The organism is Arthrobacter sp. Z5-13 (assembly GCF_056499105.1).
Genome location: NZ_CP096460.1, coordinates 3,715,464 through 3,730,998 on the forward strand (window position 1 = coordinate 3,715,464; position 15,535 = coordinate 3,730,998).

18 protein-coding genes and 1 tRNA gene are annotated in these 15,535 nt (G+C 61.5%); 11 read left to right on the top strand and 8 right to left on the bottom strand.

What is annotated here, in order from left to right:
* The first annotated feature begins 1 nt into the window (after position 1).
* The gene (phoU, locus tag M1E02_RS17205; protein WP_479375410.1) at positions 2-661 is read left to right on the top strand and encodes a phosphate signaling complex protein PhoU; all 660 of its coding nucleotides are present in this window, start codon (positions 2-4) and stop codon (positions 659-661) included.
* A 162-nt stretch (positions 662-823) separates the two neighbouring features.
* Here phoU and M1E02_RS17210 read toward each other — a convergent pair whose 3' ends face one another.
* Positions 824-1,570, bottom strand: coding sequence for a phosphoglyceromutase (locus M1E02_RS17210; RefSeq protein ID WP_479375411.1), 747 nt, complete (start codon positions 1,568-1,570; stop codon positions 824-826).
* Positions 1,571-1,649: 79 nt separating this feature from the next.
* Here M1E02_RS17210 and M1E02_RS17215 point away from each other — a divergent pair, with 79 nt between their 5' ends.
* Positions 1,650-2,519 (top strand): class I SAM-dependent methyltransferase, encoded by an 870-nt coding sequence (locus tag M1E02_RS17215; RefSeq protein WP_479375412.1) that lies wholly within the window; start codon positions 1,650-1,652, stop codon positions 2,517-2,519.
* A 62-nt stretch (positions 2,520-2,581) separates the two neighbouring features.
* Here M1E02_RS17215 and M1E02_RS17220 read toward each other — a convergent pair whose 3' ends face one another.
* A complete protein-coding gene (locus tag M1E02_RS17220) occupies positions 2,582-2,938 on the bottom strand; it encodes a DUF2516 family protein (protein WP_479375413.1) in 357 nt (118 codons plus the stop codon).
* A gap of 9 nt (positions 2,939-2,947) precedes the next feature.
* Positions 2,948-4,132, bottom strand: a complete 1,185-nt coding sequence (locus M1E02_RS17225; RefSeq protein ID WP_479375414.1) for a trans-sulfuration enzyme family protein — start codon at positions 4,130-4,132, stop codon at positions 2,948-2,950.
* A 399-nt stretch (positions 4,133-4,531) separates the two neighbouring features.
* Between M1E02_RS17225 and tmk the strand changes: the two genes are divergently transcribed.
* From tmk to M1E02_RS17250, 5 genes are all read left to right on the top strand, one after another.
* Positions 4,532-5,188, top strand: coding sequence for a dTMP kinase (tmk, locus tag M1E02_RS17230; protein WP_479375415.1), 657 nt, complete (start codon positions 4,532-4,534; stop codon positions 5,186-5,188).
* Complete coding sequence (locus tag M1E02_RS17235; protein WP_479375416.1) at positions 5,185-6,327, top strand: DNA polymerase III subunit delta'; 1,143 nt, start codon at positions 5,185-5,187, stop codon at positions 6,325-6,327. The genes tmk and M1E02_RS17235 overlap by 4 nt, the downstream gene beginning before the upstream one ends.
* Before the next feature lie 94 nt (positions 6,328-6,421).
* Positions 6,422-7,993: an alpha/beta hydrolase gene (locus tag M1E02_RS17240; RefSeq protein ID WP_479375417.1), complete on the top strand. Its 1,572-nt coding sequence runs from the start codon at positions 6,422-6,424 to the stop codon at positions 7,991-7,993.
* A 250-nt stretch (positions 7,994-8,243) separates the two neighbouring features.
* A tRNA-Thr gene (locus M1E02_RS17245) sits at positions 8,244-8,316 on the top strand.
* 186 nt (positions 8,317-8,502) lie between these two features.
* Positions 8,503-9,351, top strand: coding sequence for a class I SAM-dependent methyltransferase (locus M1E02_RS17250; protein ID WP_479375418.1), 849 nt, complete (start codon positions 8,503-8,505; stop codon positions 9,349-9,351).
* 14 nt (positions 9,352-9,365) lie between these two features.
* On the opposite strand, the gene M1E02_RS17255 is transcribed toward M1E02_RS17250, so the two are convergent.
* Entirely contained in the window at positions 9,366-9,929 is a 564-nt protein-coding gene (locus M1E02_RS17255) for a YceI family protein (RefSeq protein WP_479375419.1), read from the bottom strand.
* Between the two features lie 254 nt (positions 9,930-10,183).
* Here M1E02_RS17255 and epsC point away from each other — a divergent pair, with 254 nt between their 5' ends.
* Together epsC and M1E02_RS17265 are read left to right on the top strand one after the other, a co-directional pair.
* Complete coding sequence (gene epsC, locus M1E02_RS17260; protein ID WP_479375420.1) at positions 10,184-10,759, top strand: serine O-acetyltransferase EpsC; 576 nt, start codon at positions 10,184-10,186, stop codon at positions 10,757-10,759.
* A gap of 73 nt (positions 10,760-10,832) precedes the next feature.
* Positions 10,833-11,537 carry an SOS response-associated peptidase gene (locus M1E02_RS17265; protein ID WP_479375421.1) on the top strand — a complete coding sequence of 235 codons (705 nt, stop codon included), beginning with the start codon at positions 10,833-10,835 and terminating at the stop codon, positions 11,535-11,537.
* Positions 11,538-11,605: 68 nt separating this feature from the next.
* On the opposite strand, the gene M1E02_RS17270 is transcribed toward M1E02_RS17265, so the two are convergent.
* Positions 11,606-11,803, bottom strand: coding sequence for a hypothetical protein (locus M1E02_RS17270; RefSeq protein ID WP_479375422.1), 198 nt, complete (start codon positions 11,801-11,803; stop codon positions 11,606-11,608).
* Between the two features lie 160 nt (positions 11,804-11,963).
* Between M1E02_RS17270 and M1E02_RS17275 the strand changes: the two genes are divergently transcribed.
* A complete protein-coding gene (locus tag M1E02_RS17275; RefSeq protein ID WP_479375423.1) occupies positions 11,964-13,001 on the top strand; it encodes a hypothetical protein in 1,038 nt (345 codons plus the stop codon).
* Between the two features lie 40 nt (positions 13,002-13,041).
* On the top strand, positions 13,042-13,293 hold the full coding sequence (locus M1E02_RS17280) for a hypothetical protein (protein WP_479375424.1): 252 nt from the start codon (positions 13,042-13,044) through the stop codon (positions 13,291-13,293).
* 152 nt (positions 13,294-13,445) lie between these two features.
* On the opposite strand, the gene M1E02_RS17285 is transcribed toward M1E02_RS17280, so the two are convergent.
* The 3 genes from M1E02_RS17285 to M1E02_RS17295 all read right to left on the bottom strand — a co-directional run bounded on the left by M1E02_RS17285 (position 13,446) and on the right by M1E02_RS17295 (position 15,488).
* Positions 13,446-14,291, bottom strand: a complete 846-nt coding sequence (locus M1E02_RS17285) for an aldo/keto reductase (RefSeq protein ID WP_479375425.1) — start codon at positions 14,289-14,291, stop codon at positions 13,446-13,448.
* 103 nt (positions 14,292-14,394) lie between these two features.
* Complete coding sequence (locus M1E02_RS17290; protein WP_479375426.1) at positions 14,395-14,850, bottom strand: hypothetical protein; 456 nt, start codon at positions 14,848-14,850, stop codon at positions 14,395-14,397.
* Positions 14,851-14,858: 8 nt separating this feature from the next.
* Complete coding sequence (locus M1E02_RS17295) at positions 14,859-15,488, bottom strand: bacterial proteasome activator family protein (RefSeq protein ID WP_479375427.1); 630 nt, start codon at positions 15,486-15,488, stop codon at positions 14,859-14,861.
* Between the last annotated feature and the right edge of the window lie 47 nt (positions 15,489-15,535).

Below are 15,535 nucleotides of genomic sequence, written 5' to 3' on the forward strand. Positions count from 1 at the left end.
AGTGCGTAAGGTTTTTCAGGAAGAGCTGACCCAGGTGGGCGAACAGCTCGTCGAAATCTCGAAGCTGGTCAGCGAGGCAATAGAGAAGGCGACGACGGCCTTTGAAGGCGCCGACGTCGACCTCGCCCAGGATGTTATCGCCGCCGATGCACGGATCGATTTCCTGCAGAACAGCCTGGACGAGCGCGCAATCGACATCCTTGCACTGCAGGGCCCGGTAGCCAGCGACCTGCGGATGATCGTGGGTTCCCTGCGAATGAGCGCGTCGCTGGAACGCATGGGCGATCTCGCCAGGCATATTGCCCAGCTTGCGCGGCTTCGGTTCCCGGCTACCGTAATTCCCGCCCAGCTGTCCGAGACCTTCAAGCACTTCGCTGAGCAGGACATACTGATCGCGGAAAAGCTCACTGAGCTCCTCGAGACCCGCAACCTGGAAGTCGCGCGGGACATCCTCAAGGCGAACAGCGTGGTCAACGACCTTCACTTGAGCGTCTTCAAGGCGATCGCCCGGAGTGATTGGCAAGAGTCCCCCGCGACTACCGTCGACGTCGCTCTCGCCAGCCGGTACTTCGAGCGGTTCGCCGACCATGGAGTTTCGGTGGCCCAGAAGGTCACGTACCTTGTGACCGGTGCCTGGCAGCCGAACAGCTCGGAAGTCTGACTCCGGGCCCGTTGAGGCAAGCAGAAAGTACGACGGCGGGCGGTCCACTGAGTGGGCCGCCCGCCGTCGTTCGTTCGTTCGACTATTGCGGAGTCAGGATCCCGGCTGAGCTGCGTCTAAGGGAGGAACGACCGAGCAGCCAGCGGGATTCTCGACGAAGCCTTACCGCTTGCCCTGGTTGGCGACCGCCATGATAGACGCAGCTGCGGCGTCGGGGTCAAGGTAGGTGCCGCCCGGGATCAGGGGCTGGAAGTCCTCATCCAGCTCATACACCAGGGGAATGCCTGTGGGGATGTTGAGGCTGGCGATGTCCTCGTCACTGATGCCGTCGAGGTGCTTGACCAGGGCGCGCAGGGAGTTTCCGTGGGCGGTGACCAGAACGGTTTTGCCCTTCTTGAGGTCTTCCTTGATGTCTGATTCCCAATAAGGCAGCAGACGGATCAGGACATCTTTGAGACACTCGGTGCGGGGTACAGCGTCGCCCAGCTCCGCGTACCGGGGATCCCCAACCTGCGAGAACTCGGAGCTGGCGTCGAGGGCCGGCGGCGGAGTGTCGTAGGAGCGGCGCCACATCATGAACTGCTCTTCGCCGTATTCAGCGAGGGTCTGGGCTTTGTCCTTGCCCTGAAGTGCACCGTAGTGGCGTTCGTTGAGGCGCCAGTCACGCTTCACGTCGATCCAGCCGCGATCGGCTTTCTCGAGTGCCAGGTTGGCCGTGTTGATAGCGCGCTTCAGACGGGAGGTGTAAAGAATGTCCGGGAGAATGTCGTTCTCTACCAGGAGCTCACCGCCCCGAACTGCTTCCCCACGGCCTTGCTCGTTGAGGTCGACGTCCACCCAGCCGGTGAAAAGGTTTTTGGCGTTCCATTCGCTGTGGCCGTGGCGCAGCAGAATCAGCTTGTAAGTCATGGTTTTCATCCTAGCCGAGCAGCTATGCGTGCTGCCGAGCGTTACATCCCATTGTCTGAAGGCCCGATACCCTTGCAAGGTGGTGCAGAAAGCAGAGCGGGTGACAGCACCCTTCGGACCCCGTGACAGAGCGGCACCCTTGGCGAGGGCAGGCAAGCCACCGCGGGCAGGGAAGCCGATTGGCAACATCACCCGTGGCACCACCAATCCCAACCGCATGCGCCGCCTTGACCGTTGGCTTACCGGCCCGCAGGCCTGGCGACTGCGTTCGGCAGGAGATCCCCTCGTGATCGATCTAGGGTACGGCGCTACCCCTGCTACCGCCGTCGAACTCTTTGACCGCCTCTCCATGGTCCGCCCTGACGTCCGCGTCTGGGGAATCGAGATTGAACCGGAACGGGTGCGCGCTGCCAAAGCCCTTGAAAGGCCCGGCTTGGGTTTTCTGTTGGGTGGCTTTGAGCTTCCGGTGGAGGGCCAGCCTGTGCTGGTGCGTGCCTTCAATGTGCTGCGTCAATATGAAGAGGCCGACGTCGCAGGAATCTGGAGGCTGGTGCAGGGCAGGCTTTCACCCGGAGGCCTGTTCATTGACGGCACCTGCGACGAGATCGGACGGCGCGTGACCTGGATTGCGGTTGGCAGCCAGGGGCCCCTGAGCCTCAGCTTGTCCCTGCGGTTCGGCAGCTTCGCCCTGCCGTCAGAGGTGGCCGAACGATTGCCAAAAGCCCTGATCCACCGCAATGTTCCCGGTGAGGCCGTCCATTCCCTGCTCCAGGCAATGGACAGGGCCTGGATTGACTCCGCACCATTGCAGTCCTTTGGTAACCGGCAGCGCTGGATAACGATGTGCAAATCATTGCGCGACGACGGGTGGCCGGTTCAGGATGGTCCCACCCGCTGGCGGTTGGGGGAAATTACCGTGAACTGGGAAGCCGTGGCGCCCGGACTGTGACCGGTGCGGGCGCTGGCCAATGACGACGTGCTGACCGTTGTACAGGCGTTGATGGAGCTGGCTTACCAGGGTCCGTAGGGGCCGGCGTTCCGGCTACCGCCCCGTCCCGCATCCTTAACGGCAGGGCGGACATCAGCCAGGTAAACGGAAGCGGCTGTGACAGCGGCGAGACCGAAGATGCCAAGGGTTCCGAAGAGTCCGCCCCTGACTCCGGTGAAGACCGACAACGCACCTATGGCAAAGGCAACGCCGGTCATCGCCAGCCAGAACGTCTTGGTCCGCTTTGATACGGCCTCAAAGGCGTTGGGCCGGTGGCGAAGGCAGTCAAAGAACGCCCACGCCTCGATGCCGAAGGCAACAAGGGCCAGGAGGTAAAACACTCCGTTTTCGACATACATAATCATCAGTTTTCCGTCCACTACCCCAGCCTAACTGCCCAGAGCGTCCAGCGCCTGCGCCACGTCAGCCCAAAGGTCCTCTACGTCCTCGATCCCCACACTCAACCGCAGCAGGTTATCCGGGACGCTCGCCGGCTCTGCGGTGTGGCGACGGCGGCGTTCCATCAGGGATTCCACCCCGCCCAAGGATGTTGCCGGCAGCCAGAGATCGAGGGCGGCAATGACCCGGTCAGCCGCTTCTTCACCGCTGAGCCCGGACGACGCAGCCACTTGAACACTGATGATGGAGCCAAAGCCCTTCATCTGGGCCTTGGCCCGCTCGTGGCCCGGGTCCGACTTGAGGCCGGGATACCGGATGCTTTCGATCCGCGGATGGGAACCAAGCCGTTCGGCCAGAACGGCCGCTGACGCCTGGGACCTCTCGATCCGCAGCGCAAGAGTGCGCAGCCCCCGCAGGGCCAGCCAGGCTTCAAAGGGGCCGGCAATGCCGCCGTGAATGGAACGGTGCTGCAGCAGCGCCTCCCGCAGACCGGCGTCGGACGTCACGAGGGCACCCAGCACTACGTCCGAGTGCCCCGCGAGGTACTTGGTCACCGAATGGAGCACGACGTCGGAGCCGAAGGCGAGCGGCTGCTGCACCAGCGGGGTTGAGAAAGTATTGTCAGTCACCACCAGTGCGCCCACGGCATGGGCGGCGTCGGCCAGGACTGCTATATCTGCAATGCCAAGCATGGGATTGGTGGGGCTTTCCAGCCACAGCATGTCCGCAGCCTTGCCCTGGCTGGGTGACAGCTGCTCCTTGACGGCCTCAGTATCGGCAATGTCCACAGTCCGCAGTTCAAGGAAGCCCTTGCCTGCCAACTCCTCCGCCATCGCCAGGGAACCCGAGTAGCTATGCGTTGGCATGACCAGGATGCCCCCGGCCGGGATCAGGGAGAATGCGGAACTGACAGCGGCGAGGCCTGACGAGTAGAGCAGGCCAGGGAGTTCCGCACCTTCCAACTGGCCCAGGGCCTCCTCGAACGGCTCCCACGTGGGGTTGGAGTAGCGGCCGTACCCTCTGTCGCCGGAATCCAGCGGGCCCGTCCCAAAGTACGTGGAGGACAGTACTACAGGAGGGTTGACCGGTTCATTGCGTTCACGGGCCGGTCTGCCGGCGGCCACAACCACCGTTTCAGCTGAGAGCGCGGCGACCTGCTGTTGGGAGAGAGTCATGGAGAAAGCGTACGTCGCGGCTTCGCAGCGGCTAAATGAGCCCGCGGGCAGCCGCGGTTGGAACGGGCAGTGTTTGCTGTGAACGTGCCTTGATGGTCGGGGGGCGGGATGAGCAGGCACCGTTTGCTGCAATTGCGCTACAAGGCGCTGTGGCGTGCACCTTAGTGCCAACCGCCCGTGAAGGCAGCCCTGACATGTCCGGACACCCCGCCCCGGCCTGTTTTACCACGAACACCCGGCCTCTTGGCGAGGGAACGTGATCAGTATTTCTTTGCACCGGATGCAATTCCGTTGATATAGATTTTCATAGCACCCGCCCATCAATCTGACAAGAGTTAACGTGGTTCGCCTCTCTGGTCGGAGGCGAATTATGTCGTGGGATATCGGTAGGCTAGTCAGGTGACTACCCAGAGCCCCGGACTGTTCATTGCCTTTGAGGGCGGCGACGGCGCCGGCAAGTCAACCCAGGCGGCTGAACTGGCCCGCGCACTGGAGGCAAGGGGCATAACCGTTTTACGCACCCGTGAACCCGGCGGCACACCCATAGGTGAAAAGTTGCGCTCCCTGGTACTCGATCACGGACACGGCCACATTGATGCCCATACTGAAGCCCTGATTTTTGCCGCCTCCCGTGCGGCTCATGCCAGCCAAGTCATCCGGCCTGCCTTGGGGCGGGGCGAAACAGTCCTCACCGACCGCTACATCGATTCCTCCGTGGCGTACCAGGGTGCCGGGCGGTTCCTTGGCGCTGACGCTGTCCGCAGCATTAATGAATGGGCCACTTCCGGTCTGCTGCCGGACCTGACCGTACTGCTCGACGTCGATCCCGCCGTCGGGCGTCAACGCCGCACTTCCGGAGATGCGGCGGAAGACCGGCTTGAATCCGAAGCTGATGACTTTCACACACGTATCAGGGACGCATTCCTGAGTCTCGCGGCCGCCCGCCCTGAACGTTACCTGGTCCTTCCCGCCCATCTGCCGGTCGCAGACCTCGCGGCCAGGATCCTGGCCAGAGTGGATGCCCTGCTGGGAGCCTCGCCGCGGAGTACAGCATGAGTGTGTGGGATGACCTCCAGGGCCAGAGTGCGGTGGTGCACCAGCTGCGCCAGGCCGCCGAGGGCGACGGTTTGACTCACGCGTGGCTGTTCACCGGGCCGCCAGGCTCCGGCCGCTCCAACGCCGCGAAGGCGTTTGCCGCTGCACTGAACTGCGACCAGGAAGATGTCACCAACCGCGGCTGCGGCACCTGTGCAGCATGCCGGACCATCCTGGGCGAGACGCACTCGGACGTAACCTTCGTCCGCACCGACAAAGTCACTATCACCATCCAGGAGTCGCGTGAACTGGTGGCCAAAGCCGGCAACAGGCCCTCCTCCGCCCGGTGGCGGGTCATCATCGTCGAAGATGCAGACCGTATGGCGGAACGCACCACCAACGTGCTTCTTAAGGCAATTGAGGAGCCCACGCCCCGCACCATTTGGATGCTGTGTGCCCCCTCCCCCGCTGATGTCTTGGTCACTATCCGCTCCCGTTGCCGCCCGGTGGCGCTGCGTCTGCCGCCAGCGGCAGATGTTGCAGCCCTGCTGGTGAAGCGCGACGGCGTGGAGCCGGCACTCGCCGAACGGGCGGCCCGGGCGGCCCAGAGCCATGTAGGAATCGCGAGGCGTCTGGCGCGTGACCCACAGGCAAGGGAGCGGCGGCTCGAGACCGTTCGTTTCCCCTTAGGCCTGCGTGGAATAACTGCAGCAATCCTCATGGCGGAGAAGCTTGTGAAGATCGCCACGGAGGAAGCCAACAGCTCTAACGAGGAACGCGACGCCGCGGAAAAAGCCGCTCTTCTGGCCACGCTCGGCGCTCCAGAAACCGGGACCCTGCCCCCGGGAATGAGAAGCCAGGTCAAGCAGCTCGAGGACGATCAAAAGCGGCGGGCCAAGCGGTCCGTTACTGATTCCCTTGACCGGACGCTCACGGATCTGCTGTCCTTCTACCGGGATGTGCTCATTATCCAGATGGGGAACGCCGTGGAACTGGTGAACGTTGAGTTGAGGGGCGAGCTGGAGGAATTCGCGGCCCGCTCCAGCGCCGAAGCAACGCTCACGAGGATGGAAGCCATCAACAAGGCCCGGAATCGAATTACTACCACCAACGCAGCGCCTCTCCTGGCAGTCGAGTCCATGGCCGCCAGCCTCATCTGATTCCGCCAGCCTTCCGCCGACAGCGGAGCGTACACTGAGCCTTCCCGGTCGGCACGGCCGATACGGGCAAGGCCGATATTTGAAGGAGAACCGCATGAAGCCTGCACCACGCCTGCCCGCACCACCCCGATCGGTGGTGACCGGAGCGCGGACTGCCGGCGCGATGGCGCTGGTTCTTCTGCTGGCGTCGTGCAGCTTCCTGGGACAGCCGAAGGATTCAAAGCACCAAGACGCAACCGGGCAGGCTGACCCCTCCATCACCGATGCTGCCCCGCCGGAATTGCGCTCGTACTACGGACAACAAGTTTCGTGGACATCATGCGAGGAACAGTTCCAGTGCGCCAAGGTGAAGGTGCCCCTGGATTACAACAAGCCCGAGGGCGACAGCATTGAGATCGCTGCCCTGCGCTTGCCTGCCAAGGGCAACAAGAAGGGAAGCCTGCTGGTGAACCCCGGCGGCCCCGGAGGTTCCGGCTACGACTTCGTCAAGGACGCGGGAACCACAAACATCTCCGACCGGGTCCGGTCCAATTACGATCTTGTGGGTTTTGATCCCCGCGGTGTGAAGCGATCTGCTCCCGTCACCTGTCTCACTGACAAGGAACGTGACGCCGTCGCGCAGCAAAACTACAACCTGGACCTCGACGCCGATCTGCAGGCCTATCTTGAGGCCAACAAGGCAACCATCGCCAAGTGCGTTGAAAAGACCGGCCCCGTCCTGGCCCATATCGACACCATCAGCGCGGCAAAGGACCTGGATATCCTCCGGGCGGTGGTCAATGATCCCAAACTCAACTACCTCGGATACTCGTACGGGACATTCCTCGGCTCCACCTATGCCTCCCTTTTCCCGGACAACGTGGGCCGCGTGGTGCTCGACGGAGCCCTCGACCCGTCGCTGAGCAACGAGGAACTCACCCGCGGACAGGCACGTGCTTTCGAGAAGGCAATCCGCGCCTATGTTTCAAGCTGCCTTCAGCAGGAGGGCTGTCCGGTGTCGGGAACGGAGGATACGGCCGTGCAGGAGATTCGCGACCTTATCCAGAGCGTTGCCGCCAGTCCCAGGCAGGCAAAGGACGGCCGGGTTGTTACCGGCTCCACCTTTGTGAGCGGCTTCATCCTGCCCTTCTACAACGACGACAACTGGCCGCTGCTGACAAAGGCCCTCGACGACGCCATGAAAGGCGACGCCTCAACCATGCAGCAGCTTGCGGACTTCGGCGCGGACAGGAGCCCTGACGGCACGTACACGTCGAACAGCGGCTTTGCCTTCACTGCGATCAACTGCCTTGATTACCCCATGGTCACAGACACCGAGGGCATGCGGGCGGAGGAACAGTTACTGAAACAGGATTCACCTACCTTGGGCTACTTCTTCGCCTACGGCGGCACCAACTGCAAGGACTGGCCGTACAAGAACGTCCGAACGCCCGCGCCGGTGGAATACTCCGGTTCCGCTCCCATCGTCGTCATCGGCACCACCGGCGATCCGGCCACTCCGGTTGAATGGGCCGAGGCCCTGCGCAAGCAACTCGGAAATGCCTCACTGGTGACGTGGAAAGGCGAGGGCCACACGGCTTACGGACGATCCAACAGTTGCGTCGGGGACGCGGTTGACCTCTATCTCATCGACGGCAAATCCCCCGTGGACAACACCGTCTGCTAAAAGTTTCAAAACCCCCGTCACGTTCCGCCCCGCAGATGCTCTTACTAGTTAGACGGGCTTCAAAACCGTCTGTAGTGGGAGCTGTTTTGCGGCTGGGGCGGCCTAAACATGGGGGGCCGCTTTAATCGTAGAAGGTCCGGAGCCAGGTAATCAGGCTCCGGACCTGCTTCATTTTGACCCGGAACCTTGAACTCGATTACAGTTGTTTCTTGCATGATCCGGCCGGTTCCTCCGGTTAACTTCGTGCGGTGCTTCCTTAGCTCAGTCGGTAGAGCGTTTCACTCGTAATGAAAAGGTCATCAGTTCGATTCTGATAGGAAGCTCGGGAAAAACCCCGTATTGTCGTTGATTTCGGCGATGGTGCGGGGTTTTTTGCTGGTTAAGCAGGGGTGAGTCGGGCCTGACACCTTTACATCCCTGCGGCTCCTCGCCACAATGAGTCGCATCAGCCTCCACTGGGCCAGCAGCGCGCTGCCACTCACTACATGCCACATCAAAGGGGCCATGACATGGATGACAACACAGATGTCAAAGAGGCGGACCGGGCGCTCAAGCAAAAGCACCGGACTATGTGGGCGCAGGGCGATTACCCGGCCCTGGCCAGTGAACTGATTCCGGATCTCGGCGCAATCCTTGTCGACACCTGCGGAATCAAACCCGGTCAGCGGGTCCTTGATGTTGCCGCCGGCGCCGGCAACGCGGCTATTCCCGCCGCCATGATGGGCGCCCGGGTGGTGGCCAGTGACCTTACACCGGAAATGTTCGACGCCGGCCGCCACTTGGCGGCTGATCGAGGCGTCGAATTGGAATGGCGGGAAGGTGACGCCGAGGCCCTGCCGTTCGCGGACGACGAGTTCGACGTCGTGCTGTCGTGTCTTGGGGTCATGTTTGCACCGCACCACCAGGCTGGCGCGGACGAGCTGGTCCGGGTATGCAAGCCCGGTGGGACCATCGGGCTGTTGAGCTGGACGCCCGAGGGGTTCATCGGGAAGATGTTCGCAACCATGAAGCCGTTCTCGCCCCCACCCCCAGCCGGCGCCCAACCCCCGCCGCTTTGGGGCAGCGAAGACCATATACGGGAGCTATTTGGCGACAGACTCTCAGACGTCCGGACCCGCAAACAGACCGTGACCATTCGAAGCTTCCACAGGCCGGAGGACTTCCTCCACTACTTCAAGTCCCACTACGGCCCCACAATTTCCGTCTACAAGTTCCTCGGCGAAGACGAAGAAAAGACCAAGGCGTTGGACAAGGCCCTCACTGAACTGGCAGAGGCTTTCAGCGAGACCCACGGCGATTCGACGTCGCAAATGGAATGGGAGTACCTGCTGTTCACCGCAAAGAAAGCCCGTTCCTGAGGCTCAGGCTAGAGCTATGCGGACGGTTCCTCGACCTTGACGGCGGAGATCTCGAACTCCAGGGTGATTTTGTCCGAAATCAGGACTCCGCCAGAGTCCAGCGCTGCGTTCCAGGTGAGGCCGAAGTCCTGCCGGTCGATCCGGCGTGACCCTTCAAAGCCTGCGCGCAGGTTGCCCATGGGGTCGCGCTCCACTCCCATGAAGTCCAGCGGGATCGCGATGTCCTTGGTCACCCCCCGGATAGTGACGTCACCGCCCACGATGAAGTGGCCGTCGTCGACCTGGTCCACGCGGTTACTGGAGAACGTGATCTCCGGAAACTGCGGTGCGTCAAAGAATTCGTTGGTGCGCAGGTGCTGGTCCCGGTCCGCGTTGCGCGTATCGATGCTGCCCACCTGAATGGTCATGCGTGCAGAGGAACGCTCGGGGTTTTCGCCGTCGACATTGATGACGCCCTCAAAATCATTGAACGCCCCACGGACTTTAGTGACCATTGCGTGACGGGTGGAAAACCCGATGCGGGTGTGAGTGGGGTCAAAGCGCCACGTGCCCGAAAAGTTCGACGAGATTTCAGCCATTTGGAATGCCTCCTGTGCAGGCGTGACGGCACAGGGACTGTGCTGTGGAAAGGTGTAGCAACAGTAACAGACCGGCGGACCCACCCTTGTTGGACGACCGCTAGTACGACGACACGGCTGCCAAAAGTTACGTCCTAAAGGACCTTGCCAGAGCCCTGCAAGCTGCGCTCCGAAGAAGGCTCCGGAAATATCATGCGACCTTGGCTGGTTGGACCGTCTGAGTGCGCCACCGCCTCAACAGGGAATCGAGACTCATGAAATTGTTTTCACTGCTCCGGGAGGACCTGCTGGCGGCCAGGTCCCAGGACCCCGCTGCGACGAGCGCGGCTGAAGTAGGCCTGCTCTATTCAGGGGTTCATGCTCTGTGGATGTACAGGCTGACTCATGTCCTCTGGCAAAGGCCCGGGACCAAGGGTATTGCCCGCCTGCTTTCGCAGGCTACTCGTGCTTTGACAGGCATCGGGATACATCCGGGCGCCTCGGTTGGGCGTCGTCTCTTTATCGACCACGGGACCGGCGTTGTGATCGGTGAAACAGCAGTTATTGGCGACGACGTCCTCATATACCAGGGCGTAACTCTCGGCGGGAAGGCCCTGGACCAGGAGAAGCGGCATCCGACCATTGGTGACAGGGTCATGCTGGGTTCAGGCGCGAAAGTGCTCGGCCCGGTGATGGTCGGAAGTGATTCGGCGGTGGGCGCCAATGCTGTTGTTGTGACCGATATACCCGGGGGTGCGATTGCTGTGGGCATACCGGCTCACTGGCGGTTTCGTGATGCAAATGAAGCCGTCCCCCGGGACGTCTTCATCGATCCAGTGCTGCTGACGTGATCAACCGCCGCGAGGGCCTTACCGGTTCAGCATTACTGCCCACGGCTTTGGATTCATAGGGCAGAATGAACCCATGTGCGGCCGATACGTGATGTCCCGAGCCACTGGCGATCTCCTCGGATACTTCGATGCCCACGAGGCTGAAGGACGGGAAGCTCCACCCAGTTGGAACGTGGCGCCCACCAACGACGTCCCGATCATCACTGAGAAACCGGCGGAGGACGCACCCAAGCGCCGCCTGCTTATTGCGAAGTGGGGGCTGGTGCCATCGTGGGCCAAGGACACGAAGATCGGCTCGAAGCTCATCAACGCCAGAAGCGAAACCATCCTGGATAAGCCTGCCTTCAGAAAAGCAGCGATCAAACGCAGGGCCTTGATTCCTGCCGAAGGCTACTACGAGTGGGAAAAGACGGAAGACGGGAAAAAGATTCCCAATTACCTGTACTCCGCGAAAGATGAGCTGCTGGCCTTCGCGGGACTCTACGAGTTCTGGCCCGATCCGTCCTTGCCTGAGGACGACCCCCACCGCTGGCTACTTACCTTCACGGTCCTCACCACCACCGCTCAGGATTCCCTGGGCCACGTCCATGACAGGTCGCCCGTCATCGTCCCTCGGGAGATGTTTGCCGACTGGCTGAACCCGGAGTTGAGTGACAAGGAAGGAGTGCAGCAATTGCTGGATTCCATGCCTGAGCCGGTTCTCACTCCGCGAATTGTGAGCGACCGGGTGAACAGTGTGCGCAACAATGGTCCGGAGCTTGTTGAGCCCGCCGAATGAGAACCCGCCGTAAAGGGCCCTGTTTCATGTGAACGAACCATTCGTTCTGGCACGCTCCACTTCCAGTCCTACGGCGACGGCTGTGGGACCTCGCAATTGATCTGAGGGTTAGCGCCGAGATAATTCAGCGGGCCGGCGACGATGGTCACCGCGATGGTCCCTGCTTCGGCGCACGTAGCGGGTGAGCCAGCGAAATATCCCCGCTGCACACACGCTGCCACTCCGATTGCCAACCAGAGTATGAGCAAGATCCCGACAATACGCATTTTGGCCTCCAATGCCGGACGGTACCGCCACTTCGAATTATCCTCCCGAATGGAAAAAATCCCTAGGGATTACCACGGGAACCGGTGGCAAGAGCGGAATGGATCAGCTTCGTTCCCGCTGCTCGGCATTCTGCAGCCAGAATCAACCTATGATGCTCGCATGGGAGAGAAGCAGCTGATGGACCGGCGGCTGGCCGAGATTGCCCAAGAACTTTACGGGTTGCCTCTGGAGGAGTTTGTGGCTTCACGCACCGCGGCCGCCAAATCTGCTGCCGACGGAGACCGGGAACTGGCAGCGGCTGTCCGCGGCCTTCCCAAGCCCTCATCAGCGGCGTGGGCGGTAAACATGTTCGCGCGGCATGATCCGGATTCTGTGCGGCAGCTCAGCGAATTGGGTCAGTCCATGAGGGCCGCCCAAGACAATCTTGACGCAGCCGCCATGCGCGAACTGGGCCAGGAACGCCGGCGTTTGCTGTCCGAGGTGATGGATACGGTCCACAACATCGCGGAACAACAGGGACGGAAAATCAGCGGTGCTGTGGCCACCGAGGTTGAAGAGACTCTGCGGGCAGCTACTGCTGACAGCGGAGCTGCCGCTGCCGTCCGAAGCGGCCAATTGCTGAAGGTTCTATCATCCGACGGCGTGGATCAGGTGGACCTCGACGGCGCCGTAGCCGTTCCGCAGGTACTTGCCGATGCACTCCAAAATGAGACCCGGAATGTGGGCAAAGCTCCCCGTCGGCCGGTACCGGCAAGGTCCACCGAAATTCGAAAACAAGAAAAGAAAAGCGCCAGGGAAGGCCAAAAGGGGAACGCTAACCAGGCTGGCGGACGGACTGACAAACCCCGCCTCCAGGCCGTTGAGTCGCTGCGTCGAACAACCTTGCCTTCTGCCCTTGAAAAAGCCCTCGCCTCCCTCGCTGAAGCCGAAGCTGTGACACGGGCGGCAAGTGAGGATGCTGCCGCCGCTGAAAACCGTCTGGAGGAGGCGGAGGCGGAACTGGGCACTCTGGCCGAACGGTCACGGAAGCTCAGGGAGGAACTGAAAAACCTGGACCGCGAGCTCGACAGGGCCCGTAAGGAGAGGGAAACGGCAGCCATAGAGGCCCAGCAGACCACCCGGGCAGCTGACAAGGGCCGGCGGACGGAGGAGTTGGCCCGCCAGCGCGTACTGCGTCTCCGCAACACGCAGAACTGAAATCTCTAATATTGTCAGAGCCCCGCTTCACACTGGATTCATGAACAGGAACCAGATCAACAGCATCGAAATCAACGGCGCGGAACTGCCTGTTGCCGCAAACGCCGGCAATGCCACGGGCGGGCAGGAATTCCATGTCACCTTCTACAATTCCCTCCACGGACGGGTCAGCACCGAGATTTTCGACGACGCCGCCAGTGCCGAGCGGTTCGCGAACCGGATGATCTGCGATGAGGACGATTGGGCAATCGTCGATCCTGTCCCGCTGCAGCAGAACCGCATCGCAGCCTAAAACGGCGCTAGCGCGACTTGAACATCACGGCATAAAAGCGGCGTGACAAAGGTCCCGCGCTGCCACGCACGGGACCCTTTTCACGTCAGTTGGACTCAGATCACTACAAAGCCCGGCGCACTAAGAGTTACGCGAAACCGGCGCACTGAGAGTTAGGCGAAGTCGGAGACTGCCGGATCGGGACCGATTCGTCCGCCGCCTTCAACCGTCCGGTCCAGGGTGTTGATGGCCTGGATATCTTCAGGGTCCAGAGTCACAGCCAAGGCTGCATAATTCTCCTCAATACGGGATTCGGTGACGGACTTCGGAATGACAACATTCCCAAGCGCCAGGTGCCACGCAATGACAACCTGCGCGGGACTGGCGCCGTGCTTGTCAGCAATGGCTGTGATCACAGGGTGCTCCAGAAGCTCCCCTCCCTGACCCAATGGAGACCACGCCTGGGTCAGGACGCCCAGCGAGTTATTGAAGGCGCGCAGCTCTGCCTGGTTAAAGAACGGATGCAGCTCAATCTGATTGATCACGGGCACAACCCCGGTCTCATCGATCAGCCGCTGCAGCCCCTCTTTGGTGAAGTTCGAGACGCCAATGGATTTAACCCGCCCGCGCTTCTGCAGTTCGATGAGCGCCTTCCACGTGTCCACGTACTTATCCTGCTTGGGCTGCTCCCAGTGGATGAGATACAGATCAAGTGACTCCAGGCCAAGGCGTTCCAGAGAGTCCTCAAAGGCCTTCAACGTTGATTCGTAGCCTTGATCGGAGTTCCACAGCTTGGTGGTAACAAAAATGTCCTCAGGCGCGAGACCCGAACGCTCAATCGCCCTCCCCACACCTGCCTCGTTGCCGTAAATCTTCGCGGTATCAATGTGACGGAAGCCGGCTTCAAACGCCTGAACCACCACCTTCTCAGCTACATCGTCTTCAACCTGCCAGACCCCGTAGCCGAGCTGGGGAATGGTGTTGCCGTCATGAAAGGTCAGTACGGGTGAAGTAGTCATGCTTTTCATCGTGCCAATAAGCAGGCGCCCCGGCCAACGCACGCGCCGGGATCAGCTACCCGCGTAACCGGGAATAAGCGCGGCTCCGGATTATGACTCCGGGCTACGACTCCGGAACAGAATCCACCAAACGCTGTTCGGCGTCGGCAATTTGCTCGAACACGGCTTCCGCGCGGCGACGTACTGAGGCCGCGCCGACTGGCACCGGCCCCACAGCGAGGCGCAACATAGCGGCAGCCTCCGCGGTGGTGGCCAGCGAGTTGCCTGCTTTGGACAATGAACGGTGAACTCCCGCAAGAGTTCCCGGGATATCAAGGCCGTCGCTTGGTGAACGCCGCTGAGCCTCGACGCAGACCAGCCGGACGCGCGGAGATAACGCAGCAAGTTCGTTGGCGATCTCCACGAGCTCCTCGTAGAGCTGCGGGTCTTCCACGCCTTCCAGAACCTGGTGGTAACGATCCAAGCCACGGTGGAAGCGGTCATGGGCGCGACGCCAGAGACCCTTGCCGAGTTCAGCGTCGTCTTTCCGCCCTTGCCGCGCGGAGGTGAAAAAGCCCAAGCGAAGCCCTAGAGGTACTGGCCGGGACCGTGGTCCGGGTCCTCCGGCCGGCCGGGAACGGGGGCGCCCTGCCCCGGACGGGATGCGGGTGCACGCTGGGGCTGGCCGTTTTCGCCTATGACAACTCCGGGGGCGATCACAGTGCCCGGCGGCAGCTGTCGCAATTGCATCTGGGCCATGGAGTGCTCACGGGCAGCATGCTGGGCTGCAATAGCCGTCTGGATCCCATGGAAAAGCCCTTCGAGCCAGCCGACCAGCTGGGCCTGGGCAATCCGAAGTTCGGCGTCAGAGGGAGTCACATCATCGGAAAACGGAAGATTGATCCGCTGCAGTTCCTCAACGAGTTCCGGGGCCAGCCCATCCTCGAGTTCCTTGATGGAACGTTCATGGATTGCAGCGAGCCGGCCGCGCGCGGCGTCGTCCAAGGGAGCCGACTTCACTTCATCCAGGAGTTGCTTGATCATGGTGCCAATCCGCATAACCTTGGCGGGCTCGTCCACCAGATCCTGGACGGCATTCCTCGGTTTGGAATCGGGTCCGGCTGCCGCTACCTCCACGGAGGGCTGACTGCCGTCGTCGATGGGTGTCCCCTCCACAGGGGTCTCTTCAGCTGACTGAGTGTCTGCGGGATCGCTCATGGGTTCATACTCTCATGACCGCCGGAAACGTTGCGCCTGTCCGGTGG